Genomic DNA, 24181 nt, shown 5'->3' with positions numbered 1-24181 from the left:
CCTCGATGAGCCTGCCGTACCACATCGGCAACGGCTGGTTTGGCGGCTTCCTGCCCTCGGTGTCGTTCGGCATCGTGGCGCTCACCGGCAACATCTACGCGGGCCTGTGGTATCCGGTGGTGATCGCGCTGATGACCTTCGTGATCGGCATGCTGTTCGTGCGCGAAACCAAGGATGTCGACATCACTGCCTGAGTCATGTGGGCGCGGCACGAAGAACGCAGCGGCGGTAGCCGCTGCGTTCTTCGTTGCGAAGCGCGTCAGGCGCGCTTGATCAGCCCGATGATCACCAGCAGCACGATCGCACCGATCATCGCGTAGACGATGCTGGTGACGATCGGGTTGCCCAGGCTGAAGCCGACACCGAGCGTCGGCAGCAGCCAGCCGGCCAGGAACGCGCCGATGATGCCGACCACGATGTTGCCAAGCAGGCCGAAGCCGAAACCGCGCACGATCAACCCGGCCAGCCAGCCGGCGATGGCACCTATCAACAAGAAGATGAGCAGGGCGGTAAGCGTCATCATGAACTCCTGGTTCGAGCGAAAGAGTCGACGGTGGCCGCATGCCGGGCCACGCCGCCGCAGCGTCTGCGCTCGCGTGTGCAGCGGTCGTGACGGCTGTGGGCCGGGGTATGCTGGCGCCCAGCATTCAGCGGTGACGCCAGCGGGAACCAGCCGATGACCACAGCCACATCGAGTTACGTGCATGGCGTCAGCCTGCAGCCGCTGCTGGGCGAAACCGTCGGTGGCCTGCTCGATCGGGTGGCGGCGAAATACCCGCAGCGACCCGCGCTGGTCGCGCGTGCGCAGGACGTGCGCCTGGACTATCGGGCATTCCATGCCGAGGTGGAACGTGTCGCGGCGGGCCTGCTGGCGCTGGGCCTGGAGCGGGGCGAGCGCATCGGCATCTGGGCGCCGAACCGGGCCGAGTGGGTCGTGCTGCAGTTTGCCGCGCCGAAGGCCGGGCTGATCCTGGTCAACATCAATCCGGCGTACCGCGCGCACGAGCTGGAGTACTCGCTGAACAAGGTGGGCTGCCGCGCACTGGTGTTGCCTCGCCGCTTCAAGACCTCGCACTACCTGGCGATGCTCACCGAGCTGGCGCCGGAACTGGCGACGGCGGCACCGGGCAAGTTGCAGGCGGCAAGGTTGCCCGCGTTGCGCGAGGTGATCCTGCTGGACGAGCAGGACCAGCCCGGTACCCGCCGCTGGGCGCAGCTGGCCGCACTCGGCGACGAGGCGGCGCGTGCGCTGTTGCGCGTGCGCGAAGCGGTGCTCAACTTCGACGACGCGGTGAACATCCAGTTCACTTCCGGCACCACCGGCGCGCCCAAGGGCGCCACCCTGACCCACCACAACATCGTCAACAACGGCTGGTTCATCGGCGAGGCAATGCGCCTGACCGAGCAGGACCGGCTGTGCATCCCGGTGCCGTTCTATCACTGCTTCGGCATGGTGCTGGGCAACCTGGCCTGCGTCACCCATGGCGCCTGCATGGTGATCCCCGGCGAGGGCTTCGACGCGTTGACCACCCTGCAATGCGTGGCCGAGGAACGATGCACCGGCCTGCACGGCGTGCCCACCATGTTCATCGCCGAGCTGGAGCATCCGCGCTTCGGCGAATTCGACCTGAGCTCGCTGCGCACCGGCATCATGGCCGGCTCGCCCTGCCCCATCGAGGTGATGCGCCGGGTGGTCGGCGAGATGCACATGGCCGACGTCACCATCGCCTACGGCATGACCGAAACCAGCCCGGTGAGCTTCCAGACCGTGCCCGACGATCCGCTGGAACGCCGCGTCGACAGCGTGGGACGGATCCACCCGCAGCTGGAGGTGAAACTGGTCGACGAGGCCGGCCAGGTGGTGCCCCGCGGCACCACCGGCGAGCTGTGCACGCGTGGCTACTCGGTGATGCTGGGTTACTGGGACGACCCCGCACGCACCGCCGAGGTGATCGACGAGGCGCGCTGGATGCATACCGGCGACCTGGCGGTGATCGACGCGGACGGCTATTGCAGCATCGTCGGCCGGCTCAAGGACATGATCATCCGGGGCGGCGAGAACGTGTACCCACGCGAGATCGAGGAGTTCCTCTACGGCCATCCGAAGATCCGCGACGTGCAGGTGTTCGGCGTGCCCGACCCGAAATTCGGCGAGCAGGTGTGCGCGTGGATTATCCTGCGCGACGGCGTCAGCGCCAGCGTGGCCGAGATCCAGGACTACTGCCGCCATCACCTCGCCTATTACAAGGTGCCGCACTACGTGCGCTTCGTCGACACCTTCCCGATGACGGTGACCGGCAAGACCCAGAAATACCTGATGCGCGACGCGATGGCGGCCGAGCTGGGGCCCTGACCGGCCTCAGGGACGCTCGTGCCGGAGTGGCGGCTTGCCCTCGCGCAGACGCTTGAGGTCGTACTCGGACAAGCTGGCTTCCCGTGTGTTGCCGGCGATGCGGGCGTGGACGAAGGCCAGCGTGCTGGCGAACACCCCGAGCAGTCCGACCAGCATCCAGAAACCCCACGCGCCGGCACTGTGGCGGGTGAAGCAGAGCACGAAGGCGAATACGGTGGAAATCAGCAGCAACCAGCGCATGGGCACGACCCGGCAAGTGGATGGAGCGTCGCTCCCACGGCGACGGACGGGCAGATCATAGCGCCGCCCATGCGCGCCGGGCGCGCGTGGAATCACAGCTTGACGCGGTGTCGCCACGATTGAGATTCCGGCACGCCACACTGCCCGGATGAGCTCGCCATCACCACCCGACTCACCCTGTGCCCCGCGTGCGCACAAGGGGCGCGGCGCCGCGTCGAATCCCGAAGGCCGCTTCGAACACGTCCGCCACCAGGCCGAAGATGACGGCTGGCAGGGTGCGCTGCTGGACGAGGATGCGCCGCGCCCGCGCACGGAAGTCACCGACGAGCGCGCGCGCAGCGTGATCAGCCGCAACGACTCGCCGGACATCGCCTTCAGCCAGGCGATCAATCCGTATCGCGGCTGCGAGCACGGCTGCATCTACTGCTTCGCGCGGCCCTCGCACAGCTATCTCAACCTGTCGCCGGGTCTCGACTTCGAGACGAAGATCCGCGCCAAGGGCAACCTGGCCGAGATGCTGCGGGCGGAACTGGGCAAGCCCGGCTACGCGATCAGCCCGATCAACATCGGCAGCAACACCGACCCCTACCAGCCGATCGAGAAGCGCTGGCGGCTGACCCGCGCCGCGCTGGAGCTGCTGGCCGAATGCCATCACCCGTGCACCATCGTGACCAAGAACGCGCTGGTCGAGCGCGACCTCGACATCCTGCAGCCGATGGCGCGCGAAGGGCTGGTGCAGGTGTTCGTCTCGGTCAATTCGCTGGACAACCATCTCGCCGCGAAACTCGAACCGCGCGCCAGCGCGCCGCACCGGCGGATCAAGGCGATCCGCAACCTGGCCGAGGCCGGCGTGCCGGTCGGCGTGCTGGTGGCGCCGATCATTCCCGCATTGAACGACAAGGACATGGAAGCGGTGCTGGCACAGGCCTTTGATGCCGGCGCGCGCAGCGCCGGCTACACCACGCTGCGCCTGCCGCACGAACTGAAGTCGCTGTTCCGCGAATGGCTGGCCCTGCATGCGCCGCAGCGCGCCGAACACGTGATGAGCCTGGTGCAGCAGATGAACGGCGGTCGCGACTACGACAGCAACTTCGCCACCCGCATGCGCGGGCAGGGCGTGTTCGCCGACCTGCTGCGCCGTCGCTTCGAGCTGGCCTGCCGTCGGCACGGCTTCGCCCGCGCCCGCGAGCTGCAACTGGATACCTCGCGCTTCGTGCCGCCGCGCAAACCCTCGCCCCAGGGCGAATTGTTCTGAGAGCCCGCTCAGCTCTGCACAAACGGATGCGGCAATTGCATCAACCCGCGCCAGCCGCGTCGCGCTAGCCAGATCATGCCGGCGCCCAGCAGCAACCACGCGCCGACCAGGGGCAGCAGCAGTGGCTCGACGCCCGCGACCGGGTGACGGCCCCAGCTGATGGCCGGCAGCAGCAGGCTCGACAGGCAGAGCACGAAACTGGTGACCAGCACCGCGCCGCTCACCCAGATGGACAGCCGGCGGCCACCGAAAAGATTGAGCAGCATCGCCACGGTGACGGTCGTGGCACCCAGCTGGGCCAGCAGCAGGAACGACAGCATCGCGACGTGGCCATGCCAGCACAGCATGGCGACACCGATCAGCAGCGCCAGCAGCGCATGCAGAACCAGCGGCAGGCCGAGCCCGGCGCGCACCACTTGCCGCCGCGCCTGCGCGGGTTCGCCCAGCCCCGGCAGGAGTGCCAGCAGGGGCAGTTCGGCATTGGCCTGTTGCCAGCGCCTGTTCAGCCAGATCAGGCTGAACGTGCAGATCATCGGACCGGCAACGCCGCCGACCATGCCAAGGCTGCCGATCAACACGCCACGCATCGCGACGGCGGCCTGCGCGTCCTGTCCGCCCCAGTGCAGCAGCCAGGCGACACCCAGCAACGGCAGCGCGATGAAGCCGATCATCAGGCCCAGTTGCCTGGCGTAACTGCGCCAGGTTTGCGGCAGGTACCAGCCGCCCAGCGCCACCCGCAACGCCTTGTGCGGGGCCGTCGGGCCCACGCCGTCGAGGCTGACGGCCAACTGCAGCCAGTCCGGTCGCTGCTGCAGTTGGCGCAGGTCGCCGATGGCGCTCCACTGGCCCCAGCCGCCGCTGCGATACTGCAGCACCATCGGCGAACTCCAGCCCTGCGCGCGGCTGGAGCCGACGCGCAGCAGCCGGCGCCAGCAGATCACGATCAGCAACAGCGACAGCAGGATCAGCGGCAGCGCGAGCAGCACGAAGCGGGGGTCGTCGACGCCGGGCAGGTGCAGGCGATGCCACAGCGTATTGCCCAGGGTGGGCATCAGTCCGAAGAAGATGGCGCAATAGCGCGGCATCAGCGCGAACGCGAGCCCGACCGACGTGCACAGCGTCAGCACGACCGCGGTGTTGAGCACCGGCGCGCCCAGCATGCCCAGCACGAGGGTCGGCACGGCGATGCCGAGCCCCGCATGCAGCAGCAGGGACGCCACGATCTGCCGCTGGATCGCCGGCACGCGCAGCTGCCACGCATCGATCGCCAGCAACAGGGTGGTCGACAGGAAGAATGCCCACACGAACAGCAGGCCCACGCCAAACATGAAGATCGCGCCGGCGAAATGGCCGGGCTTGCTGCCGAACAGGCCGAGGCCGATGGCCGAACCGGCACACACGGTCAGTAGCACCACCGCCATCCAGCGCAGCGAGCGATGGGCCGCGTACCAGGGAATCCGGAACAGCTGCGACGGTTTCATTCGGCCACCTCCACGAACAGATCCTCCAGGCCGAGTGCGTCGACGCGGGCGCCGGCCAGGCTGGCGGCCTCCGGCCAGCGGCCGCGCTCGTCGAGCTCGACCACCAGGCTGAGGCTGCCGTCGTCGTGGCGACGCCGGCTCAGGCTGTGCGCGGGAGCGGCCGCGCTCAGCCGCCCGGGCAGCCACAGCCGCGCGTAACGTTCCTTGGTCTCATCGACACTGCAGCGCATCAGCAACTTGCCCCGATGCAGGAACGCCACTTCCGAGGCCACGCGTTCCAGGTCCGACACGATATGGGTGGAGAACAGCACGGTGGTGCCGGACTCGCCGGCGCGCAGCGCCACCTCGCGCAGCAGTTCGCGGCGGGCGACCGGGTCGAGCGCCGCGGCCGGTTCGTCCAGCACCAGCAGTTCCGGTTGCGAAGCCAGCGCGCGGATCAGGTCGACACGCTGGCGTTCGCCCGGCGACAGCTTCGCCAGCAGCCGGTTCGGCTGGATCTGCCAGCGTTCCAGCGTGTTCCTGACGAAGGTCTTGTCCCAGCGCGGGTAGAAACGGCCGACGAAGTCGAGCATCTGTTCCGCGGTGAGCCAGGCCAGCGCCTCGGGCTGCTGCGGCACATAGGCGATGCGCGACTTGGCGTCGTCGCCGAGTGCCAGCGCCGGTTCGCCGAATACCGTCGCGACCCCGGCCATCGGTTCGAGCAGGCCCAGCATGATGCGGATCAGGGTCGACTTGCCGGCGCCGTTGCGGCCGATCAGGCCGAGCACGCTGCCCGGTTCCAGCGCCAGGTCGACGCCGTTCAGCGCATTGCTGCCTTCGTAGCTGTGGACCAGGCCGCACACCGCGAGCGGGGCGATGGTGGATTCCGTTTCACTCGGCATCGCGTTCATTTCATTCTCCCAGCAGTTTGGTCAGGCGCCGCAGCACCGGCGCGGCGGGCAGTTCGAGTTCGTGGGCATGGCGCGCCAATGCCTGCAATTGCGGTTCGAGCAGGGCCAGCCGTTGGCTTTCGCTTTGCGCGGCCTTGCGCGTGGCGATCACCGCCATGCCCTTGCCGCGCAGGCGCTCCACCAGGCCCTCGCTTTCGGCAATGCCGTAGGCGCGCGACACGGTCATCGGGTTGATCGCATGGAAGCCGGCGACGTCGCGCACCGACGGCAGCAGTTCACCATGGGCGAGCTGGCCCCCGGCAATCAGCCGGCGCAGCTGTTCGACGATCTGCCGATAGATCGGCTCGCTGGCGGTCGGTTGAACGGTGAGCAGGGAGGCATCCATGTGTATCAGTACAGCAATACACATGGAGCCTGTCAACAATGACTTCCGACCTGGTCGGCCGGTGGCCTGCCTCTTGCCGGGGAGCGCCTCAAGCCTTCTTCACGCGCCGATGAAGTCCGATCGGCTGCAATGCGGCCATTCGTCGAGGCGTGTACGCCGCGGCGACCTGCACCAGGGAGGCACCGATGTCCTCGTTCGCGCTCTACCTGATCGGCATGATCGTCGTCATCGGCGGTCTGGTCTACATCGCCACGCTGCTGCATGTGCCCAACCAGTGGATCATCGGCGGCGCGGTCGTGCTGGTCGGCGCGGGCATCCTGGGCGCGGTCACCAAGACCCGCAGCAAGGACCCGCCCGAGCATTGACGGAGAGGCGTGACAGAAAAAGAGCGGGCCAGTCGGCCCGCTCTTTTTCTGTCAGCCGGTTCATGCCGTTCGGCTCAGCGGCTGGCCGGCAGGTACTTGTCGAACCAGCCCAGCGCCCGCTGCAGCACATCGCGCTGGTGGGCGGGATCGACGAAGTGGTGGCCTTCGTTCGGATACACCACCAGCGAGGTCGGCACGCCCTGCGCGCGCAGCGCGTGCCACATCTCGAACGATTGCGGCGCCGGGCATTCGGCGTCGCGGTCGCCGACCACGATCAGCATCGGCGTCTTCACCTGCTTGATGAAGTTGATCGCCGAGCTCTTCGCGTAGACGGCCGGGTCGTCATAGACGCTGGCGCCGAAGAACGGCGGCATCCATTGGTCGATCAGGTTCTGGCCGTAATAGCTCTGCCAGTTCGAGATGCCGGCGCCGGCCACCACGGCGCGGAAGCGCTGGGTCTGGGTCGGCGCGAACATGCTCATGAAACCGCCGTAGCTCCAGCCGGTGAGGCCGAGCCGCTGGTCGTCCACAGGAAACTTCTTCTCCACCGCGTCGACGCCGGCGAGGACGTCGCGCAGGTCGCCGTAACCGAAGTCCTTGCGGTTGGCCTGCACGTATTTTTCGCCCTGGCCGAAGCTGCCGCGCGGATTCGGCTGGAACACGAAATAACCCAGCGCGGACAGCGGCGCGGCGCCGTAACCCACGCCCGGCCAGCGCGGGATCACCGCGCTCGACGGGCCGCCGTGCACCACCACCACCATCGGATAGGTCTTCTTAGGATCGTAGTGGGCCGGGTACAGCAGCCAGCCCTGCACGTGGAAGCCCTCGTTGTTCCACTCCACCGATTCGGCCTTGCCCCAGGCCGGTTTCAGCGCGGCGTTGAACGAGGTCACCGCCGGCGGCGCCGCCTTGCCCAGTGCGCCGGCGTGCACTTCGGTGGCGCGGGCGTACGAGCTCTGCAGGAAGGCGACGTGCCTGAGATCGGTAGACAGCGACATCGCCATCGAGGCGCTGCCGTCGCTGATGCTGGCCGGCACGGTGAAGTGCACGCGCTGCTGCTGCGCCTGCGTGGCGGACACGGCGTAGTCGGCCAGCTGGCTCTGGCCGTTGCTGACCTGGCTGACCAGCATCGACTGCGGCGAGGTCCAGCGCAGCCAGCTCGGCGTGACCTTGATGCCGGGCGTGAGGTTGACCAGCGCACCGCCGGCGGCGGGCACCGCGTAGATGTCGCCGCCGGTGGCGCCCTGGTCGCTCATCAGGCCGCCGATGAAGGCGATCCGCGAGGCATCCGGTGACCAGCGCGGCAGCGCGATCTGAAGATGCTGCAGCGAGCCGCTGGCGGCGTCGGCCGGATCGACCAGCACGGTTGCGGTGGCGTCCACTTGCGCGGGTTGCACGTAGAGCTTCGCGATCCACCAGTTGTTGTCGCCCGGTGGCAGCGCGGCGGTATAGGCGATGCGCGAGCCGTCCGGCGACCAGTCGAACTCGTACGCGTACATGTCGGCCGGCGTCAGCTCGCGCAGCGTGCCGCTGGCCACGTCGAGGCTGGCCACGCGCTGCACTTCCACCCCGGTCACGCCGATCTCGCCGGCGGCCGGTTTGGCCGCGGCGGTGGCGCTGGCGTGGCGGGTGGCGCCAGCCACGTAGAGGAAGCCGAGCGACTTACCGTCATCGGTCCACTGCAACGCGCGCACGTAACCCTTCAGCTCGGCCAGCCGCGCCGGCGCGTCGTGGCCGGTGGTGTCGGCCAGGTAGATGGCGTTCTGCATCACCTTGGTGCTGGTGAGGTCGACGTTGCAGTTGGAGACGAAGGCGAGATGGTGCGAATCGGGCGCCCAGGCGATGCCGGATTCGGCGCAGCTGCCGGACCGCGCTGCGGCGGTCACCCGGCGCGCATGGCTGCCGTCGGCATTCGCCACCTCGATCGCCGGCTTACCGTCGCGCTGGATCACCCAGGCGAGCTGCTTGCCATTCGGCGAGATCGCGGTGGTCTGGATCGACTGCGCCTTGCCCAGTTCGGTCAACACCTGCTCGATGCGCGGATCGACCTCGGCCGTGGCGGCGAAGGCTTGCGGCGCCAGCGCGAGAGTGAGCAGCGACAGCGGGACGATCAGGCGTGAGCGTTTCGGCATGGGAGGGATTCCGGCGTGGGGAATCCCGAAGCTACAACCCGATGCCACGCACGCCAAGTGCAGGACGGCATGGCGACCGGATCAGCGCTGCGCAGCCTTGCTGCCGGCGACCTGGCGCGCCGCGGCCATGGCGGCCAGCTTTGCCCGGATGGCGGGGATCGCTGCCAGCGCGGCCTTCTCGCCGGCCAGGATGGCCTGGTTCTTCTGCTCGAAATCGGTGGGGCCGATGCCGCGCAGGTCGGGCCGGATCACCACCTCGGCGCGCGCGCTTTCCTGCGCCGCCAGTTGCCGCCCCATGATGTCGATCGACTGGCCCACGATGCCCATCATGTCCTGCGGGTTGCTGCCGTCGGGCGCGGCGGAGATGTCCACCGCGATCACGAAATCGGCGCCGAGCTGGCGTGCCGCGTCGACCGGGATCGGGCTGACCACGCCGCCGTCGACGTAGTGCTTGCCGTGGATCTCCACCGGCTCGAACACGCCGGGAATGCTGGACGATGCGCGCACCGCGCGGCCGGTGTTGCCGCGCACGAACACCGTGCGCGTGCCCGTTTCCAGCTCGGTCGAAACGGCGGCGAACGGCATCTTCAACTGTTCGATCGGCTGCTTGTGCACCAGCTGGTTGACGTAATCCTGCAGCGCCTGGCCCTGCACCAGGCCGCCGGAGAACAGCCGCACGTCGCGGATCTTCGCCTCGTCGAGACCGAATGCGGTCTGCTGCAGCGCGAACGCGTCCATGCCGCTGGCGTACAGCGCGCCGACCACGCTGCCCGCACTGGTGCCGGCGACCACGTCCGGATGGATGCCGCTGGCCTCCAGCATCTTGATCACGCCGATGTGGGCGAAGCCCTTGGCCGCGCCACCGCCGAGGGCGAGGCCGATCTTCAGCTTCACCGGCGCCACCGGCGGGGCGACCACCGGCGCGGGTTTGCTGGCGTGCGTGCAGGCACCGAGCAGGAGGGTGGCGAGCAGTGGCAGCAAACGGCGAAAGGGCATGGGCATCGGTATCGGAAGATTCTGATCTGCTCCTCCTCCTGCAGGCAGGGGGAGGTTGGAGGTTGCCCCTCCCCTGCAAGCAGGGGAGGGAGCAGGAGGGTCAGCCTTGCGCGGCGTCGGCTTCCTGGTGGTAGCGCGTGGCCAGTTCGACTTCTTCCTTCGAGCCGAGGAACACCGGCACGCGCTGGTGCAGGCCGGTGGGCTGGATCTCCATGATGCGCTGGCGACCGGTGGTCGCCGCGCCGCCGGCCTGCTCGATGATGAAGGCCATCGGGTTGGCCTCGTACATGATGCGCAGCTTGCCGCCCTGCTTCTCGATCTTCGCGTCCAGCGGGTAATAGAACACGCCGCCGCGGGTCACGATGCGGTGCACGTCGGCCACCATCGAGGCGACCCAGCGCATGTTGAAGTCCTTGCCGCGCGGCCCGGTCTTGCCGGCCAGCAGTTCGCCCACGTAACGCTGCATCGGCGGCTGCCAGTGGCGCTGGTTGGACATGTTGATGGCGAACTCGGTGGCCTGCTCCGGAATGCGGATGGCGCGCCGGCTGAGGATGAAGCTGCCCACCTCGCGATCGAGCGTGAATTCGTGGGTGCCGTGGCCGAAGGTCAGCACCAGCACGGTGGCCGGGCCGTACACCACGTAGCCGGCGGCGAGCTGGGTGGTGCCCGGCTGCAGGAAGTGCTCGGCCTTGGGCTCGGTCACGCCGTCCGGGCAGCGCAGCACCGAGAAGATCGTGCCGACCGAAATGTTCACGTCGATGTTCGACGAGCCATCCAGCGGATCGAACAGCAGCAGGTGCTGGCCCTTGGGATAGCCGTCCGGAATCTGCTGCGGGTCTTCCATCTCTTCCGAAGCGCAGGCGGCGAGATGGCCGCCCCAGGCATTGGCCTCCAGCAGGATTTCGTTGGAGATCACGTCCAGCTTCTTCTGCGCCTCGCCCTGGATGTTGCCCGTGCCGGCCTCGCCCAGCACGCCGCCCAGCGCGCCCTTGCCGGTGGCCACCGCGATGCGCTTGCAGGCGCGCGCGACCACTTCGATCAGCAGCGAAAGTTCGGCATTGATGTGGCCGGCGCGGCGTTCCTCGATCAGGAACTGGATCAGTGAGACAGGCTTCATGTCGGGTCCATGGCGTGGGGGACGGGCATTGTCGCATTTGTTTTGAGCGGGGAACGGGGAAGGGGGAGCGGGGAAGAGCAGCGCGCGGGAGCGGGGAGCCTGGCGATCCCGTTTTTGTTCCCCGCCCTGCTGACAACACGCTGGCAGCAGCCCCCCGGCAAGCTGTCCCTCCAAGGCGGAGGACCAAGACATGCGCGATACGGTTTATTTCCTGGTGTTCGATGGTTTTGCCGACTGGCAGGCGGCGCTGGCCCTGTGCGAAATCCGGCGCCCCGGCGACTGGGAGGTGCAGACGGTGGGCTTCAACCGCGCCCAGGTCACCTCGATGGGTGGGCTGTGCGTGCAGCCGGAGCTGACGCTGGATCAGCTGGACGACGCACGCGCCGCGATGCTGATCGTGCCCGGCGGCCATCTGTGGCAGCGTGGCGAGGGCGCGCCGGCGGTGGCGGCGATGCGCCAGTTGCACGCGGCCGGCGCGGTGGTGGCCGGCATCGACAGCGGCATGCTGGCGCTGGCCCGCGCCGGCCTGCTCGACGATTGCCGTCACACCGGCAACTGGTCGGGGCAGATCGCCGCGCAGGTGCCCACCTATGCCGGCGCGGAGCAATACGACGCCGAGGTGCTCGCGGTCAGCGACGGCGGCGTGATCAGCGCCAGCCACCTGGGCAGCGTGGAATTCGCCCGCGAGGTGATCCGCACGCTCGACTTGTACGGCCCCACCGACCGCGATCACTGGTATCGCCTGTTCAAGCATGCGCAGCTGCCGCCCTGGTGCGTCGGCGAAGCCGTGGCGGCATGAGGAGGTCGCGATGAACAAGATCCTGCAACGCACCTTGATGGCCTATCGTCCGCTGTACCTCAATGGCCTGCTGCTGGATGGCCAATATCGCTTGCCGAAAGCGAACCCGGCCGGAGCCAGTGGCGCGACGCCGCGGCGACAACGCGCGCTGCTCGCCGCACTGACCCACACCTTCCATCACCGGAGCAAATGATGACCAGGACTTATCACGGAAGTTGCCATTGCGGCGCGGTGCGCTATGAAGCCGACATCGATCTCGCCGCCGGCACCGGGCGTTGCAACTGCTCGATCTGCACCAAGACGCGGCAGTGGGGCGTGATCGTCAAGCCCGCGGCCTTCCGGTTGCTGAGCGGCGAGGACGCATTGTCGGACTATCAGTTCAACACCCGCAGCGCCCACCACCTGTTCTGCCGGCATTGCGGCGTGCGCTCGTTCGGCCGCGGCCATATCGCGGAAATCGGCGGCGACTACGTATCGATCAGCCTGGCCTGCCTCGATGACGTCGAACCGCAGGAGTTGATCGAGGCGCCGCTGCGCTTCTCCGACGGTCGCCACAACAACTGGATGTCCGCACCGGCCGAAACGCGGCATCTCTGAAACTTTCCACCCGTTCGCCAGGAAACCACGATGAGCAAGCCACGCGTCAGCTTCTTTCATTCGCCACAAAGCCGCTCCGCCGGCACCCGCGCCCTGCTCGAGGAACTGGCTGCCGACTACGAGTTGCACGTGCTCAGCCTGAAGGCCGGTGAACAGCGGCAGCCGGCGTATCTGGCGATCAACCCGATGGGCAAGGTGCCGGCGATCCATCACGACGGTGCCCTGGTCACCGAGCAGCCGGCGGTGTTCATCTACCTGGCCGACCTGTATGCCGAAGCCGGGCTGGCGCCGCCGATCGGTGATCCGCTGCGCGGCCCGTACCTGCGCTGGCTGGTGTTCTACGGTTCGTGCTTCGAACCGGCGGTGACCGACAGATCGCTGCAGCGCGAGCCGGCGTCGACGTCGACCTGCGGCTACGGCGACTACGACACCATGCTGAAGACCGTGGTCGACCAGCTGGAAAAGGGACCGTACCTGCTGGGTGAGCGTTTCAGTGCGGCGGACGTGTTGTGGGGCACCGCGTTGAACTGGACCACGATGTTCAAGCTGGTGCCCGAGCTGCCGGTGATCCGCGCCTACATCAACCGCGTGCTGGCACGGCCTGGCGTGCAGCGTGCCGCCGCGCTGGATGCCGAACTGGTGGCCGCCCAAGGCGCGTGATGCGATGAGTCGTGACGTTCGACGCTGTTCGCCGTCATCGTTCCCGGGGATGATGTGCGAATGCGTCGAGCGGACCGGCTATTCCTCATCATTCACGCGCTGCGCGGTCGACGTACCGCGCTGCAGGCGCGATCGCTGGCGCAGACGCTGGGCGTGTCGCTGCGTACGGTCTATCGCGATGTCGCCGACCTGCAGTTGTCCGGCGTGCCGATCGAGGGCGAGGCCGGCGTCGGTTACGTCCTGCGCAAGGGTTCGGACATCCCGCCGCTGATGTTCAACGCCAGCGAACTCGAGGCTCTGGTGGTCGGCTCGCGCTTCGTGCGTGCATTCGCCGGCACCCGGCTGGCGGAAAACGCGCAGACGGCGCTGCTGAAGATCGAGGCGGTGCTGCCGCCGGAACTGCGCGAGCGCGCCAGTCGCACGCGCATCTTCGCGCCGGTGTGGCGCGACCAGTATCGCGACGATTTCGCCGCCCTGCTCGATCAGCTGCACGCGGCCATCGTCGGCAACCAGGTGCTGCGGATGGCCTATCGCGACGAAGGCGGCAACCCCAGCACCCGCGAGATCGAGCCGCTGTGCCTGTCGTTCTGGGGCGGCAAGTGGACCCTGGGCGCGTGGTGCCGCATGCGCGGCGACTTCCGCAATTTCCGCCCGGACCGGATCGCCGAGAGCGCGGCCAGCGGCGAGGTTTTCATCGAAACCGAAGAGCGCAACCTGGCTGCCTACCTGCGCTCGGTGGGAGTGGGCGAGCTCAATCTGGGCTGAGCGGGCCGTGGGCGGACCGGGGCGTCGACACCGCCACTGGATGCCGGGTGCCGTTGCCATGCGCCGTCATGACCGCCACGATAGACGCTCGCATCACGTCACCTGATCGATGACGCCGCCGCCCGGAAAGAGGAACCCGAGTGAACAAGACCCCGATGATGGCCCGATGGGCCGTGCTTGCGCTTGTCTGCAGCGCGCCGGCCTACGCGACCGCCACCCCGGTCGGCGAAACCACCGCCGCCGCCGATGCCCGGTTCAAGAACATCTACACCACCGAATGGGCCTGGCGGACGGGGCAGGCCGGCATCAGCGCGTCGGGCGAGTCCCAGCCCAACAACGGCCGGCTCGATGACGTCGACGCGGCCAGCCAGCAGCGGCGACTGGATTACTGGCAGGACGTGCTCAAGCAGCTGGAACGCGTCGACGTGGCCGCGCTGTCGCCAGCCGAACAGGTGAACTTCGCGATCTATCGCGAGCAGATCGGCAACTTCGTCGCCGACCAGCGCTTCAAGAACTGGCAGATGCCGTTCAACAGCGATTCGGCGTTCTGGTCGGACATCGGTTACCAGCTGGGCGGCGGCCGGTTGCGCACCCGGCAGGACTACGAACAGTACCTGGATCGGCTCGACCAGATCCCCGCCTATTTCGACCAGCAGATCGCCAACATGCGGGCCGGACTCAAGCGCGGCTTCAGCGTGCCCCGCGCGGTGCTGGACGGGCGTGACGTGTCGATTGCCGCGGTCGCCGAATTGAAGGACCCGACCGCGAGCAGCTTCTATGCGCCGTTCAGGCAGCTGCCGGCCACGATGCCCACCGACGAGGCCCAGGCCTTGCAGGGACAGGCCTTGCGCCGCCTTCGCGACGAGGTGATTCCGGCGTACGCCAGACTGCTGGCGTTCTTCCGCAACGAGTACCTGCCCCGTGCGCGCAAGACGCTCGCCGCCGAGGCGCTGCCCGACGGCAAGGCGTTCTATCGCCAGCAGATCCGCGAGTACACCACGCTCGACCTCAGCCCCGACGCGATCCACCAGATCGGCCTGGACCAGGTGGCGCAGATCCATGCGCAGATGCTGGAGGTGATCAAGGACACCGACTTCAAGGGCAGCTTCGCCGAGTTCCTGCAGTTCCTGCGCAGCGACCCGCAGTTCTACGCGAAGTCGCCGGAGGAGCTGCTGATGCGCAGCGCCTGGGTGGCCAAGGAAGTGGACGGCCAGATGGCCAGATACTTCGGCCACCTGCCGCGCCAGCGCTTCACCATCGTGCCGGTGCCGGCCGACATCGCGCCGTACTACACCTCCGGTCGCGGCGGCCCGGACGAATACATGGTCAACACCTATGACCTGCCGTCGCGGCCGCTGTACAACATGCCCGCGCTGACCCTGCATGAGTCCTATCCGGGCCACGCGCTGCAGCTGGAGCTGGCCGACGAGCAGCATGGCCAGCCCGCGTTCCGCCGCAACAGCTACATCTCCGCCTACGGCGAGGGCTGGGGCCTCTATTCGGAATATCTCGGCAACGAGATGGGCATCTACAAGACCCCGTACCAGCGTTTCGGTTACCTCACCTACCAGATGTGGCGGGCCTGCCGGCTGGTGGTCGACACCGGCATCCATCACCTGGGCTGGAGCCGGCAGCAGGCGATCGACTACCTCACCGTCAACACCGCGTTGTCCGCTCGCGAGATCGCCAACGAAGTCGACCGCTACATCAGCTGGCCCGGCCAGGCGCTGTCGTACGAACTGGGCTACCTGAAGATCCGCGAGCTGCGCGCGAAGGCGGAGCAGGCACTCGGCGCGAAGTTCGACATCCGCCATTTCCACGACACCGTGCTGTCCACCGGCTCGGTGCCGTTGCCGGTGCTGGAACAGCGCATCGACCGCTTCATCGCCGACGGCGGTCCGGAGCCGGATTACGGCTGCGACTGTGCCGCAAAGGCGAAGGAGCAGCCGTCGGGACCGTGAGCCGGCACTGGTCAAACATTGACCAAAGCTTCCCTTGTAGAGTAAATTGCATGTCAACTTTACAAGGAGAGTGACCGTGCTGGCCCAGTCGCTGCCTGAAAACACTCCTGACGCGGACCTCGGTGGTCCGGCGTTGCGCGCGTTCTTCCGTCTCGCCGAACACTGGAAGCTGCGCATCGCCGATCAGCGCAAGCTGCTCGGCGATCCGCCGGAATCGACCTTCTACAAGTGGAAGCGCCAGCAGGATGGTGCCCCGGGACGCGACACCATCGAGCGGATCAGCTACCTGCTCGGGATCTGGAAGTCGCTGCAGATCCTGTTTCCCGAACCGGCCCAGGCCGACGCCTGGCTGCACAAGCCGAATACGGCGTCGCTGTTCGGCGGCCACTCCGCGCTGGAACGCATGCTGTCGGGCAATGTCGCCGACCTGTATGTGGTGCGGCAGTATCTGGACGCGCAGCGCGGCTGAAGCGGTGACGGGCGTCGCGGCGAGCGAGACGGCGATGCCGCACGCTTTGCGCCTCTCCCTGCAGGCAAGGAAGCACTTCCAGGAACCCTGATGCCAAACGAGTTGCCGCCCCTCAAACGCGTCCGCTGGAGCCAGGCGTATCGCATCGTGCCCAGCCGCTTCCCGCCGGTCGGGGTGTACGACCGCATTGCCGACCCGGCCGACATGGACGCGGTGTTCGCGATCGAGGCATTGACCAATCCGCGCCTGCGCGAGGAGATCGACGCGCTGAAGCTGGTGCCGAAGGCGCATCGGGTCAGCGGCCCGGGTTCGACGCCGGTGATGGCGGCGTTCACCCATCTGAATCCGGAAGGCAGCCGTTTCTCCGATGGCACGTGGGGCGTGTTCTACGCGGCGCACAGCGTGGCCACCGCGGTCGAGGAAACGGTGTATCACCGCGAGCAATTCATGGCCGCGACCAGCGAACCGCCGTGCGAAGTGCAGATGCGCTGCTATCGCACCAGCGTGGACAGCAAGCTGCACGACCTGCGCGGTGGCTGGCCGGCGGAACAGGCGGCCGACAGTTACGTGGCCAGCGTGGCGCTGGCACGCAGGCTGCGCGATGCCGGTTCGCCCGGCATCGTTTTCGACAGCGCCCGGCATGCCGGCGGCGAATGCATCGCGGCGTTCTTCCCCGACGTGGTCGCGCCCTGCGTGCAGGCCAGGCACCTGGTCTACCGCTGGGACGGCACCCGCATCGCCCAGGTGCTGGAGGTGAGCGAGCTCAAGCGGTCCGGGCCGAACAAGTCGTAACAGCGCCGATCATCGCGGAGTGGGCACGATCGGCTTCCGGGGCGGGTGCCGAGGGCGGCCTGCCGTTTCCCCCGGTCGCGCCGCGGCCTTGCTCGCGTCTACAGCTTCTCGAATTCCCGTTTGAGGTCGTAGCCCTTGTCGGTCACGATGCGTTCCAGCGTCCTCACGCGCTGCTCCAGCGTGTCCATGCGCGCCTGGTATTGCGGGTCCTCACGCGGCTGGACCTGCTTGAAGCGCAGGTGGTCGCGGACGATGCGCGCGCCGAAGATGACGATGATGATGCTCAGTATGAAAAATTGACCGTGGTCCATCGTTGATTCCTAGTGTTCCAGATCGCGAAATTGGCGGTCGAGATCGCGTCGACGCGAAGTGACGTAGCCTTCCATGTGCTGCAAGTTGCTGTCCAGCTCGCGCCGGCGATGGCGTCGCTCGCGGAAGCCGTCGCCCGCCGGGTACCTCACGCTGCCCCAGTACGCCTCGTCGACATCGTGCCGCATGTCCGTCCTGGCGGGCAGCAGGAAGCCGAGAACGACATACACCGCCAGCGTCACCACGCCGAACCAGAACAGCGCGATGACCGCGACGATCCGGACCAGGGTGACGTTGCAGCCGAGCTCGTCCGCCACGCCCGCGCACACGCCCATGAGCCTGCCGTGGCGAGGGTCGCGATGGAAGCGCTGCGCGCGCCCGTAGTCGTCGCGTGCCATGGCTCAGCTCCGGTGACGCGTCGATTGCCAGTAGCTGCGCTCGTCGCCGTCGCCGCAGTAACGCAGCGGTCGCTCCGGCATGACCAGCGCGGCGACGACGTAGGCCACTACGGCGGACACCGGGAAGCACCAGGCCAGCGCCAGTGCGCCGGCGCGGGTCAGCCATACCGGCCAGTCGAAGCTTTCGGCGATGCCGGTGCATACGCCGAGGATCAGGCCGCGTTCCGAATCGCGATGGAGCGGGCGTCGACGATCTCCGTCCCGTGTAGCGTTCATGCCTTGTCTCTCCAGTGGGGTGTTGGGGTATCCGGATGGTTTCCGGCGTTGTCGCGCCGCTTCCATCGGGCGGTGCCTCGTTATTCCTTGTTCGCCGGCTTCGCCGAGCCCAGGCGTTCCTTCAGCGCCGCCAGTTCGGCCTCGACGTGGTCGTTGGTTTCCAGCTCCGCGAATTCGCGGTCGAGATCGCGCTGCTTGCCCAGGTCGTAGGCTTCGACCCGGCCTTCCATGTGTTCCAGCTTGCGCTCGTAGTGTTCGAAGCGACCCAGCGCGTTGTTGATCCGCTCGTCGTGGGTGCGGCTGCGCGCCTTCAGGCGGTTGGCCGCCGTGTGGTGGCGCAATTCGAAGGATTTCTGCCGATGCTTGGCATCGGCCAGCTTGACCTGCAGCGCGGCGATGTCGTCGTTGAGCTTGGCCAGGCCCAGTTCGACCTCGTGGCACTGGCGCTGGAGCGATTCCCGCGCCGCGTCCATGTGCTTCTTTTCGGCCAGCGCGGCCTTGGCCAGGTCGTCGCGCCCCTTGGTGATGGCCAGCTCGGCCCGACGCTGCCACTCGTCGGACTCGCGCTGGGCGTGTTCCACGCGCCGCTCCAGTTCCTTGCGGTCGGCGATCGCGCGCGCCGCGGCGGAGCGCACTTCCACCAGCGTGTCTTCCATCTCCTGGATGATCAGCCGCACCACCTTTTCCGGTTCCTCGGCCTTGTCCAGCATCGCGTTGATGTTGGAGTTGATGATGTCGCTCATTCTCGAAAAAACGCCCATGTCTGCTTGCCTCGTGATGGTGAAGGGCCACGAAGTATCCAGAGCACGGGTCGTGCCAAACGCCGGCGTCCTCTCAAGTCATTGATTAGTCTACGGTCGCCTCCTTGCGGCCGTGGAGGCGTATCGTTCGCAGCGGTTGGATAAACCGATTTATGGTTGAATTGACCAATATCGGGTTGAATGAGCCATTCGACCATTGCCCCCTCTGCGAGTTGATGTCCCATGCCAGATCCGCGGCCATCGGATACCGAAATCACCGCCATGCTGGGCGAGTCGACGGCCTTCCTCGATTTGCTGGAACACGTCTCGCGGGTGGCGGCGGTGAACAAGCCGGTGCTGGTCATCGGCGAGCGCGGCACCGGCAAGGAGCTGATCGCGGCGCGACTGCATTACCTGTCGCCGCGCTGGGAGGCGCCGCTGGTGAAGCTCAACTGCGCGACCCTGACCGAAGCCCTGCTCGAAACCGAGTTGTTCGGCCATGAGGCGGGCGCGTTCACCGGCGCCAGCCGCCGCCACATCGGCCGTTTCGAGCAGGCCCACGGCGGCACGCTGTTCCTCGACGAGCTGGCCACGGTTTCCCTGCGCGTGCAGGAAAAGATCCTGCGCGCGGTCGAGTACGGCCAGTTCGAACGCGTCGGCGGCAACGAGACGCTGACCGTGGACGCGCGCATCGTGGGCGCGACCAATGGCGACTTGCCCGCCGCCGTGCGCGCCGGAACGTTTCGCGCCGACCTGCTCGACCGCCTGGCCTTCGACGTGCTGACGGTGCCACCGCTGCGCGCGCGCACCGGTGACATCCTGCAACTGGCCGAGCACTTCGCGCTCAACATCAGTCGCGAGCTGGGTCGGGACCTGTTCGCCGGTTTCAGCGAATCCGCCCGCGCCGCGCTGATCCGCTATCCGTGGCCGGGCAATGTGCGCGAGCTGAAGAACGTGGTCGAGCGATCGGTGCACCGCACGCCGGCCGACGACCCGGTCGACGCCATCGTTTTCGATCCCTTCGCTTCCGCGTTCCGGCCGGTGGTCGAGGCCGAGCCGGAAGCCGTCGAGGTGGCGGCGCCGGAAAAGAAATCGATCCGGCTTCCCTGCGACATCAAGACCGAGATGGCGCGCCTGGAAGTGGACCTGGTCCAGCGCGCACTCGTCGAAGCCCGTCACAGCCAGGTCGAGGCAGCGCCACTGCTCGGACTCAGCTATCACCAACTGCGCGCGCTGTTGCGCAAGCACGGCATGGTGAAGTCGCGCCGTCGCGGGGACGCTCCATGAGCGGCAACCGTGAAATCACCCTCGCCGTCGTTGCGCTACGCTCGGGAACGGCGTTTCCCGCTGTCTGCAGGCAGCATCTTAGTCTGCAGCCGGCATGACCACGACGGAGCGAACGATGAAATGCATGCGTCATCTGCTGTGGATCCTGCTGCTGTGCCCGCTGCTGGCCGCGGCACGCGACAACCGGGAAAACGATCATGCGCAGTGGAACCGGGATATCGCCGCGTTCCAGGCCACGGATCGGGCGCAGCCACCGGCGGCGGGCGCGGTGTTGTTCATCGGCAGTTCGTCGATCCGCATGTGGCGCTCGCTGGCCACGGATTTCCCGCAGGTGCGCACGCTCAACCGCGGCTTTGGCGGTTCGGAGATCGACGATGCCACCTTCTTCGCCGACCGCATCGTGGCGCCGTACCATCCGCGCGCGATCGTGATGTATGCGGGCGACAACGACCTGGCCGACGGCGACAGCCCGGCCCATGTGCGCGACGACTTCGCCGCCTTCGTGCGCAAGGCGCGCTCGTACGACGCTGATGTCCCGATCGCCTTCATCGCCATCAAGCCCAGCGTGGCGCGCACGGTGTTGCTGCCGAAGATCCGCGAGGCGAATGCGCTGGTGCGCGCCTATGCCGCCAGCCAGCCGGGCGTCAGCTACCTGGACGTGTTCACGCCGATGCTGGGCAGCGACGGCCAGCCGCAATCGCGTTGGTTCATCGCCGACGGGCTGCACATGAACCGGCAAGGCTATGCGCTGTGGACCGGCGTGGTGGGACCGTGGCTGGACGCCACCTTGCGCTGATCCGGCGAATCAGGTGTCCGCGTTGGTCGCCCAGCCCACGCGGTCGCCGCGGGCGAACACGCGGTCCCCATCGAGCACGTCGCCGGCGGCGTGCGCGGGCGACTCGCGCAGCTTCGCGTAGATCGGCGTGAAGTCCGGATGGGTGGCCTCGAACAGCTGCTCGAAGCTGTCGATCACGAAGTAGGTCTGCTGGTAGGTGTCGATGCGGTAGCGCGTGCTCATCACGCGTTCCAGGCCGAAGCCGATGCGGTTGGGCGAGGGCGAATCGAGCGAGTAGATCGACTCGCCCTTGGAGCTGACGATGCCGGCGCCGTAGATGCGCAGGCCGTCGCCGGTGTTGATCAGGCCGAACTCCACCGTGTACCAGTAGAGCCGGGTCAAGTTCATCAGCGCTTCGGGGCCGATCGCGAACGCCTTCATGCCGCCGCGGCCGTAGGCCTGCATGTAGTCGGCGAACACCGGGTTCAGCAGCAGCGGCACGTGGCCGAACATGTCGTGGAACAGGTCCGGCTCGCTGAGGTAGTCGAGCTGGTCGGGCTTCCTGATCCACCAGCTGACCGGGAAACGGCGATGGGCCAGGTGGTCGAAGAACACCTCGTCCGGCAGCAGGCCCTCCACTGCGACCAGCTCCCAGCCGGTGGCGGCGCCGAGCACCTTGTTCAACTCGGCAAATTTCGGGATGCCGCCATCGCCCAGGCCGAAGCGCTCGACGCCGTCGAGGAATTCCCGGCAGGCGCGGCCCGGCAGCAGTTCGCGCTGGCGCTTGAACAGCGTGTCCCAGACTTCATGGTCGGTCGCGCTGTAGCTGTCCCACGGCTGTTCGACCACGCCGGTGGCATAAACCGGCACGTAACCGCGGTCGGTCTGCTGGTGTTCGACTTTGCGAGGAGTGTCCATGGGCGCGGTTCCGGGTGGGTCAGGCGATCTCAAGGATACGGTGGATCGCCCGCAGCAGGCTTGCCTTATTGTCCGATTACGGGCCGAGAATGAACTATTCTTGCGTCAACTGCGTAAAGGAAAGGAGATCATTGCATGACGTCGCTGGATCGCACCGACCTGCGCATGCTCGCCGTGCTGCAGAGCGAAGGCCGCATCACCAATGCCGAACTGGCCGAGCGGGTCAGCCTGTCGCCGTCGGCCTGCCTGCGCCGGCTGCAACGGCTGGAGGCGGACCAGGTGATCACCGGCTACGCCGCCCAGGTCGATCCGCAGGCGGTCGGACTGGGCCTGCAGGCCTTCGTGCGGGTCCAGCTGACCCGCCACGAGAGCGCGGCGATCGAGGGTTTCGTCGAGCGTGTCAGCGGCTGGGACGAAGTGGTCGCCTGCCATGCGCTGACTGGCGACATGGACTACCTGCTGCACGTTTACGTGGCCGACCTCAAGGACTTCTCGCGCTTCCTGCTCGACCATCTGTTGAACGCCAGCGGGGTCGGCGATGTCAATTCAAGCTTCGTGCTGCGCACGGTGAAGCGTTCGCCCTCGCTGCCGCTGGCGCAGCTGGAGCGATCGGGGCCTGCGGCGGCGCGGAACTAACGTTAAACTGGGCAGCTGATGAGCATCGACACCACCTCCGTGCCCGAACGCGACCTGCTGCGCCCGCTGCGCTACCTGTGGCGCGTGCCGCTGGTGGTGCTGCACGTCGTGCTGGGCATCCTGCTCTGCGCGCTGCTGCTCAGCTGGAACCAGCAGGCCGTCATGAAGAACGGGCGCGAGCCGTTCGCGCACCGGATGATCCGGCTGTGGTCGGTGACCCTGCTGCGCATCCTCGGCATGCGCGCCCGGCGCTTCGGCGAGGCGCTGCGCGACCCCGTGCTGTTCGTCGCCAACCACACCTCTTGGCTCGACATCATCATGCTGCACAGCCAGCGCGCGGCCTGCTTCGTGGCCAAGGCGGAGATCGCCGGCTGGCCGCTGATCGGCTGGCTGGCCGCCAACGGCGGCACCATCTTCCACCGCCGCGGCAACAACCATTCGCTGGCGACGGTGATGCAGGCCATGGTCGAGCGCCTGCGCGCCGGGCGTTCGGTGGCGGTGTTCCCGGAAGGGGGCACCGGTTACCACGGCGTGCTGAAAGTGTTCCACGCGCGCATCTTCCAGGCCGCGCTCGACGCCGAAGTGACGGTGCAGCCGGTGGCGCTGCGCTTTGCCCGTGGCGGCCGGCGGGTGGTCGATGCCGGCTTCCGCGAAGACGAGAGCTTCTTCGGCAATATCGTGCGCCTGCTGGGCGAGGCGCCGATGGATGCCGAGATCCACTTCCTGGCGCCGGTGCCCGCCACCCCCGATGCGCGCCGACGCATGGCCGAGCTGTCACGCGAACGCATCGCCTCCGCACTGGAAGACCGCCAGGAATGAGCCTGCTTTACGGAAAGGATTTCCGTCCACCCTGGCCGCTGCGCAGCGGTCATATCCAGACCATGCTGTCGTCCAGCGGCGTGCGCCGGCTGCTGCTGCCGCGCGCGGCCAAGACCGTGCTGCAGGGCGCCGAGCCGGTGGTGGTCGATGGCGGTGGCGGCGTGCGCCTGACCGGTGCCTACACCGCGCAGAAGACCCGTCCGCAGTCGCGTGGGCTGGCCGTGCTGTTCCATGGCTGGGAAGGCAGTGTCGACTCCACCTACGTGCTGCAGACCGGCAGTCGCCTGCTGGCCGATGGCTGGGACATCTTCCGCCTCAACTTCCGCGACCATGGCGACAGTCACGGGCTCAACGAGGCGCTGTTCCACTCCTGTCGGCTCGACGAAGTGGTGCACGCGCTGGGTGACATCGCCCGGCGCTACCCGGCCCGGCCGATGGCACTGGCCGGCTTCTCGCTGGGCGGCAACTTCGCGTTGCGCGCCGCGATGCAGACCTCGCTGCTGGGCATTCCGCTGAGTTACGTGCTGGCGGTCTGCCCGATCATCGATCCGGGTGCGGGGCTGTTCGCGCTGGAGGAATCGGCGCCGTGGTTCTACCAGGCCTACTTCATGCGCAAGTGGCGCCACTCGCTGCTGGCCAAGCAGCGGGCGTTTCCCGAGCACCAGTTCTTCGAGATGTCCGAGCTGAAGCAGCACCTGCGCGGGCTGACCGAATCGCTGGTGCTGCGCCACACCGACTTCAAGTCGCTGCAACAGTATCTGGACGG

At 67.4% G+C, this 24181-nt stretch carries 29 protein-coding genes and 1 pseudogene; 17 read left to right on the top strand and 13 right to left on the bottom strand.

What is annotated here, in order from left to right; genetic code table 11:
- Nucleotides 1-194 (top strand): annotated as a pseudogene (locus tag ASD82_RS01770) (MFS transporter); the annotation flags it as partial.
- Nucleotides 195-259: 65 nt separating this feature from the next.
- On the opposite strand, the gene ASD82_RS01765 reads toward ASD82_RS01770, so the two are convergent.
- On the bottom strand, nt 260-520 hold the full coding sequence (locus ASD82_RS01765) for a GlsB/YeaQ/YmgE family stress response membrane protein (protein ID WP_007809790.1): 261 nt from the start codon (nt 518-520) through the stop codon (nt 260-262).
- 156 nt (nt 521-676) lie between these two features.
- On the opposite strand from ASD82_RS01765, the gene ASD82_RS01760 reads away from it, so the two are divergent.
- Entirely contained in the window at nt 677-2353 is a 1677-nt protein-coding gene (locus tag ASD82_RS01760; RefSeq protein ID WP_056714562.1) for an AMP-binding protein, read from the top strand.
- Nucleotides 2354-2359: 6 nt separating this feature from the next.
- On the opposite strand, the gene ASD82_RS01755 is transcribed toward ASD82_RS01760, so the two are convergent.
- Nucleotides 2360-2593, bottom strand: a complete 234-nt coding sequence (locus ASD82_RS01755; RefSeq protein ID WP_056714559.1) for a hypothetical protein — start codon at nt 2591-2593, stop codon at nt 2360-2362.
- Between the two features lie 148 nt (nt 2594-2741).
- Here ASD82_RS01755 and ASD82_RS01750 point away from each other — a divergent pair, with 148 nt between their 5' ends.
- Nucleotides 2742-3848 carry a PA0069 family radical SAM protein gene (locus ASD82_RS01750; RefSeq protein WP_056714556.1) on the top strand — a complete coding sequence of 369 codons (1107 nt, stop codon included), beginning with the start codon at nt 2742-2744 and terminating at the stop codon, nt 3846-3848.
- Nucleotides 3849-3856: 8 nt separating this feature from the next.
- On the opposite strand, the gene ASD82_RS01745 is transcribed toward ASD82_RS01750, so the two are convergent.
- From ASD82_RS01745 to ASD82_RS01735, 3 genes are read right to left on the bottom strand one after another with little or no spacing between them, the layout of a single operon-like run.
- Complete coding sequence (locus ASD82_RS01745) at nt 3857-5329, bottom strand: hypothetical protein (RefSeq protein ID WP_056714554.1); 1473 nt, start codon at nt 5327-5329, stop codon at nt 3857-3859.
- Nucleotides 5326-6219, bottom strand: a complete 894-nt coding sequence (locus ASD82_RS01740) for an ABC transporter ATP-binding protein (protein ID WP_056714549.1) — start codon at nt 6217-6219, stop codon at nt 5326-5328. Before ASD82_RS01740 ends, ASD82_RS01745 begins: the two co-directional genes overlap by 4 nt.
- A gap of 1 nt (nt 6220) precedes the next feature.
- On the bottom strand, nt 6221-6604 hold the full coding sequence (locus ASD82_RS01735) for a GntR family transcriptional regulator (RefSeq protein WP_056714545.1): 384 nt from the start codon (nt 6602-6604) through the stop codon (nt 6221-6223).
- A gap of 185 nt (nt 6605-6789) precedes the next feature.
- On the opposite strand from ASD82_RS01735, the gene ASD82_RS01730 reads away from it, so the two are divergent.
- Nucleotides 6790-6969 carry a hypothetical protein gene (locus tag ASD82_RS01730; protein ID WP_007809783.1) on the top strand — a complete coding sequence of 60 codons (180 nt, stop codon included), beginning with the start codon at nt 6790-6792 and terminating at the stop codon, nt 6967-6969.
- Nucleotides 6970-7043: 74 nt separating this feature from the next.
- Here the strand turns inward: ASD82_RS01730 and ASD82_RS01725 are convergent, their stop codons facing one another.
- The 3 genes from ASD82_RS01725 to ASD82_RS01715 form a co-directional block, all read right to left on the bottom strand.
- Nucleotides 7044-9101, bottom strand: coding sequence for a S9 family peptidase (locus ASD82_RS01725; RefSeq protein WP_056714542.1), 2058 nt, complete (start codon nt 9099-9101; stop codon nt 7044-7046).
- 81 nt (nt 9102-9182) lie between these two features.
- Entirely contained in the window at nt 9183-10097 is a 915-nt protein-coding gene (locus ASD82_RS01720) for a patatin-like phospholipase family protein (protein WP_056714538.1), read from the bottom strand.
- 100 nt (nt 10098-10197) lie between these two features.
- Complete coding sequence (locus tag ASD82_RS01715) at nt 10198-11214, bottom strand: class 1 fructose-bisphosphatase (RefSeq protein WP_056714536.1); 1017 nt, start codon at nt 11212-11214, stop codon at nt 10198-10200.
- Nucleotides 11215-11404: 190 nt separating this feature from the next.
- Between ASD82_RS01715 and ASD82_RS01710 the strand changes: the two genes are divergently transcribed.
- From ASD82_RS01710 to ASD82_RS01675, 8 genes are all read left to right on the top strand, one after another.
- On the top strand, nt 11405-12013 hold the full coding sequence (locus ASD82_RS01710) for a DJ-1/PfpI family protein (RefSeq protein ID WP_056714533.1): 609 nt from the start codon (nt 11405-11407) through the stop codon (nt 12011-12013).
- A gap of 10 nt (nt 12014-12023) precedes the next feature.
- Nucleotides 12024-12206 (top strand): hypothetical protein, encoded by a 183-nt coding sequence (locus ASD82_RS01705; protein ID WP_056714530.1) that lies wholly within the window; start codon nt 12024-12026, stop codon nt 12204-12206.
- Complete coding sequence (locus tag ASD82_RS01700) at nt 12206-12610, top strand: GFA family protein (protein WP_056714525.1); 405 nt, start codon at nt 12206-12208, stop codon at nt 12608-12610. Before ASD82_RS01705 ends, ASD82_RS01700 begins: the two co-directional genes overlap by 1 nt.
- Before the next feature lie 30 nt (nt 12611-12640).
- Nucleotides 12641-13270 carry a glutathione S-transferase family protein gene (locus tag ASD82_RS01695; RefSeq protein ID WP_056714522.1) on the top strand — a complete coding sequence of 210 codons (630 nt, stop codon included), beginning with the start codon at nt 12641-12643 and terminating at the stop codon, nt 13268-13270.
- A gap of 60 nt (nt 13271-13330) precedes the next feature.
- A complete protein-coding gene (locus ASD82_RS01690; RefSeq protein WP_056714520.1) occupies nt 13331-14035 on the top strand; it encodes a YafY family protein in 705 nt (234 codons plus the stop codon).
- Nucleotides 14036-14193: 158 nt separating this feature from the next.
- Nucleotides 14194-15996, top strand: a complete 1803-nt coding sequence (locus ASD82_RS01685) for a DUF885 family protein (protein ID WP_056714570.1) — start codon at nt 14194-14196, stop codon at nt 15994-15996.
- Between the two features lie 76 nt (nt 15997-16072).
- Nucleotides 16073-16465, top strand: a complete 393-nt coding sequence (locus ASD82_RS01680; protein ID WP_200946045.1) for an MbcA/ParS/Xre antitoxin family protein — start codon at nt 16073-16075, stop codon at nt 16463-16465.
- 90 nt (nt 16466-16555) lie between these two features.
- Entirely contained in the window at nt 16556-17257 is a 702-nt protein-coding gene (locus ASD82_RS01675) for an RES family NAD+ phosphorylase (RefSeq protein WP_056714513.1), read from the top strand.
- Between the two features lie 98 nt (nt 17258-17355).
- On the opposite strand, the gene ASD82_RS01670 is transcribed toward ASD82_RS01675, so the two are convergent.
- The 4 genes from ASD82_RS01670 to pspA form a co-directional block, all read right to left on the bottom strand.
- Nucleotides 17356-17568 carry a hypothetical protein gene (locus ASD82_RS01670; protein WP_056714510.1) on the bottom strand — a complete coding sequence of 71 codons (213 nt, stop codon included), beginning with the start codon at nt 17566-17568 and terminating at the stop codon, nt 17356-17358.
- Nucleotides 17569-17577: 9 nt separating this feature from the next.
- The gene (locus tag ASD82_RS01665) at nt 17578-17964 is read right to left on the bottom strand and encodes a PspC domain-containing protein (protein WP_056714508.1); all 387 of its coding nucleotides are present in this window, start codon (nt 17962-17964) and stop codon (nt 17578-17580) included.
- A 3-nt stretch (nt 17965-17967) separates the two neighbouring features.
- Nucleotides 17968-18240 carry a PspC domain-containing protein gene (locus tag ASD82_RS01660; RefSeq protein ID WP_082585209.1) on the bottom strand — a complete coding sequence of 91 codons (273 nt, stop codon included), beginning with the start codon at nt 18238-18240 and terminating at the stop codon, nt 17968-17970.
- Nucleotides 18241-18320: 80 nt separating this feature from the next.
- Nucleotides 18321-19001: a phage shock protein PspA gene (gene pspA / locus ASD82_RS01655; RefSeq protein WP_056714505.1), complete on the bottom strand. Its 681-nt coding sequence runs from the start codon at nt 18999-19001 to the stop codon at nt 18321-18323.
- A gap of 222 nt (nt 19002-19223) precedes the next feature.
- Here pspA and pspF point away from each other — a divergent pair, with 222 nt between their 5' ends.
- Together pspF and ASD82_RS01645 are read left to right on the top strand one after the other, a co-directional pair.
- Nucleotides 19224-20267, top strand: a complete 1044-nt coding sequence (gene pspF, locus ASD82_RS01650; RefSeq protein ID WP_056714503.1) for a phage shock protein operon transcriptional activator — start codon at nt 19224-19226, stop codon at nt 20265-20267.
- Between the two features lie 115 nt (nt 20268-20382).
- Nucleotides 20383-21063: an SGNH/GDSL hydrolase family protein gene (locus ASD82_RS01645; protein WP_056714501.1), complete on the top strand. Its 681-nt coding sequence runs from the start codon at nt 20383-20385 to the stop codon at nt 21061-21063.
- A gap of 9 nt (nt 21064-21072) precedes the next feature.
- Here ASD82_RS01645 and phhA read toward each other — a convergent pair whose 3' ends face one another.
- The gene (gene phhA / locus ASD82_RS01640) at nt 21073-21960 is read right to left on the bottom strand and encodes a phenylalanine 4-monooxygenase (protein ID WP_056714498.1); all 888 of its coding nucleotides are present in this window, start codon (nt 21958-21960) and stop codon (nt 21073-21075) included.
- 135 nt (nt 21961-22095) lie between these two features.
- Here phhA and ASD82_RS01635 point away from each other — a divergent pair, with 135 nt between their 5' ends.
- The 3 genes from ASD82_RS01635 to ASD82_RS01625 form a co-directional block, all read left to right on the top strand.
- A complete protein-coding gene (locus ASD82_RS01635) occupies nt 22096-22596 on the top strand; it encodes an Lrp/AsnC family transcriptional regulator (RefSeq protein ID WP_056714495.1) in 501 nt (166 codons plus the stop codon).
- An 18-nt stretch (nt 22597-22614) separates the two neighbouring features.
- Nucleotides 22615-23415, top strand: coding sequence for a lysophospholipid acyltransferase family protein (locus tag ASD82_RS01630; protein ID WP_056714493.1), 801 nt, complete (start codon nt 22615-22617; stop codon nt 23413-23415).
- A partial coding sequence (locus ASD82_RS01625) for an alpha/beta fold hydrolase (RefSeq protein ID WP_056714490.1) occupies nt 23412-24181 on the top strand: 770 nt, incomplete at its 3' end. The genes ASD82_RS01630 and ASD82_RS01625, both read left to right, overlap by 4 nt.

It is taken from the genome of Rhodanobacter sp. Root179 (genome assembly GCF_001428465.1).
In the GTDB taxonomy this organism is placed as follows: Bacteria; Pseudomonadota; Gammaproteobacteria; order Xanthomonadales; family Rhodanobacteraceae; genus Rhodanobacter.
The sequence above is the reverse complement of the archived record's forward strand: the minus strand, read 5'-3'. Positions and strand labels throughout refer to the sequence as shown.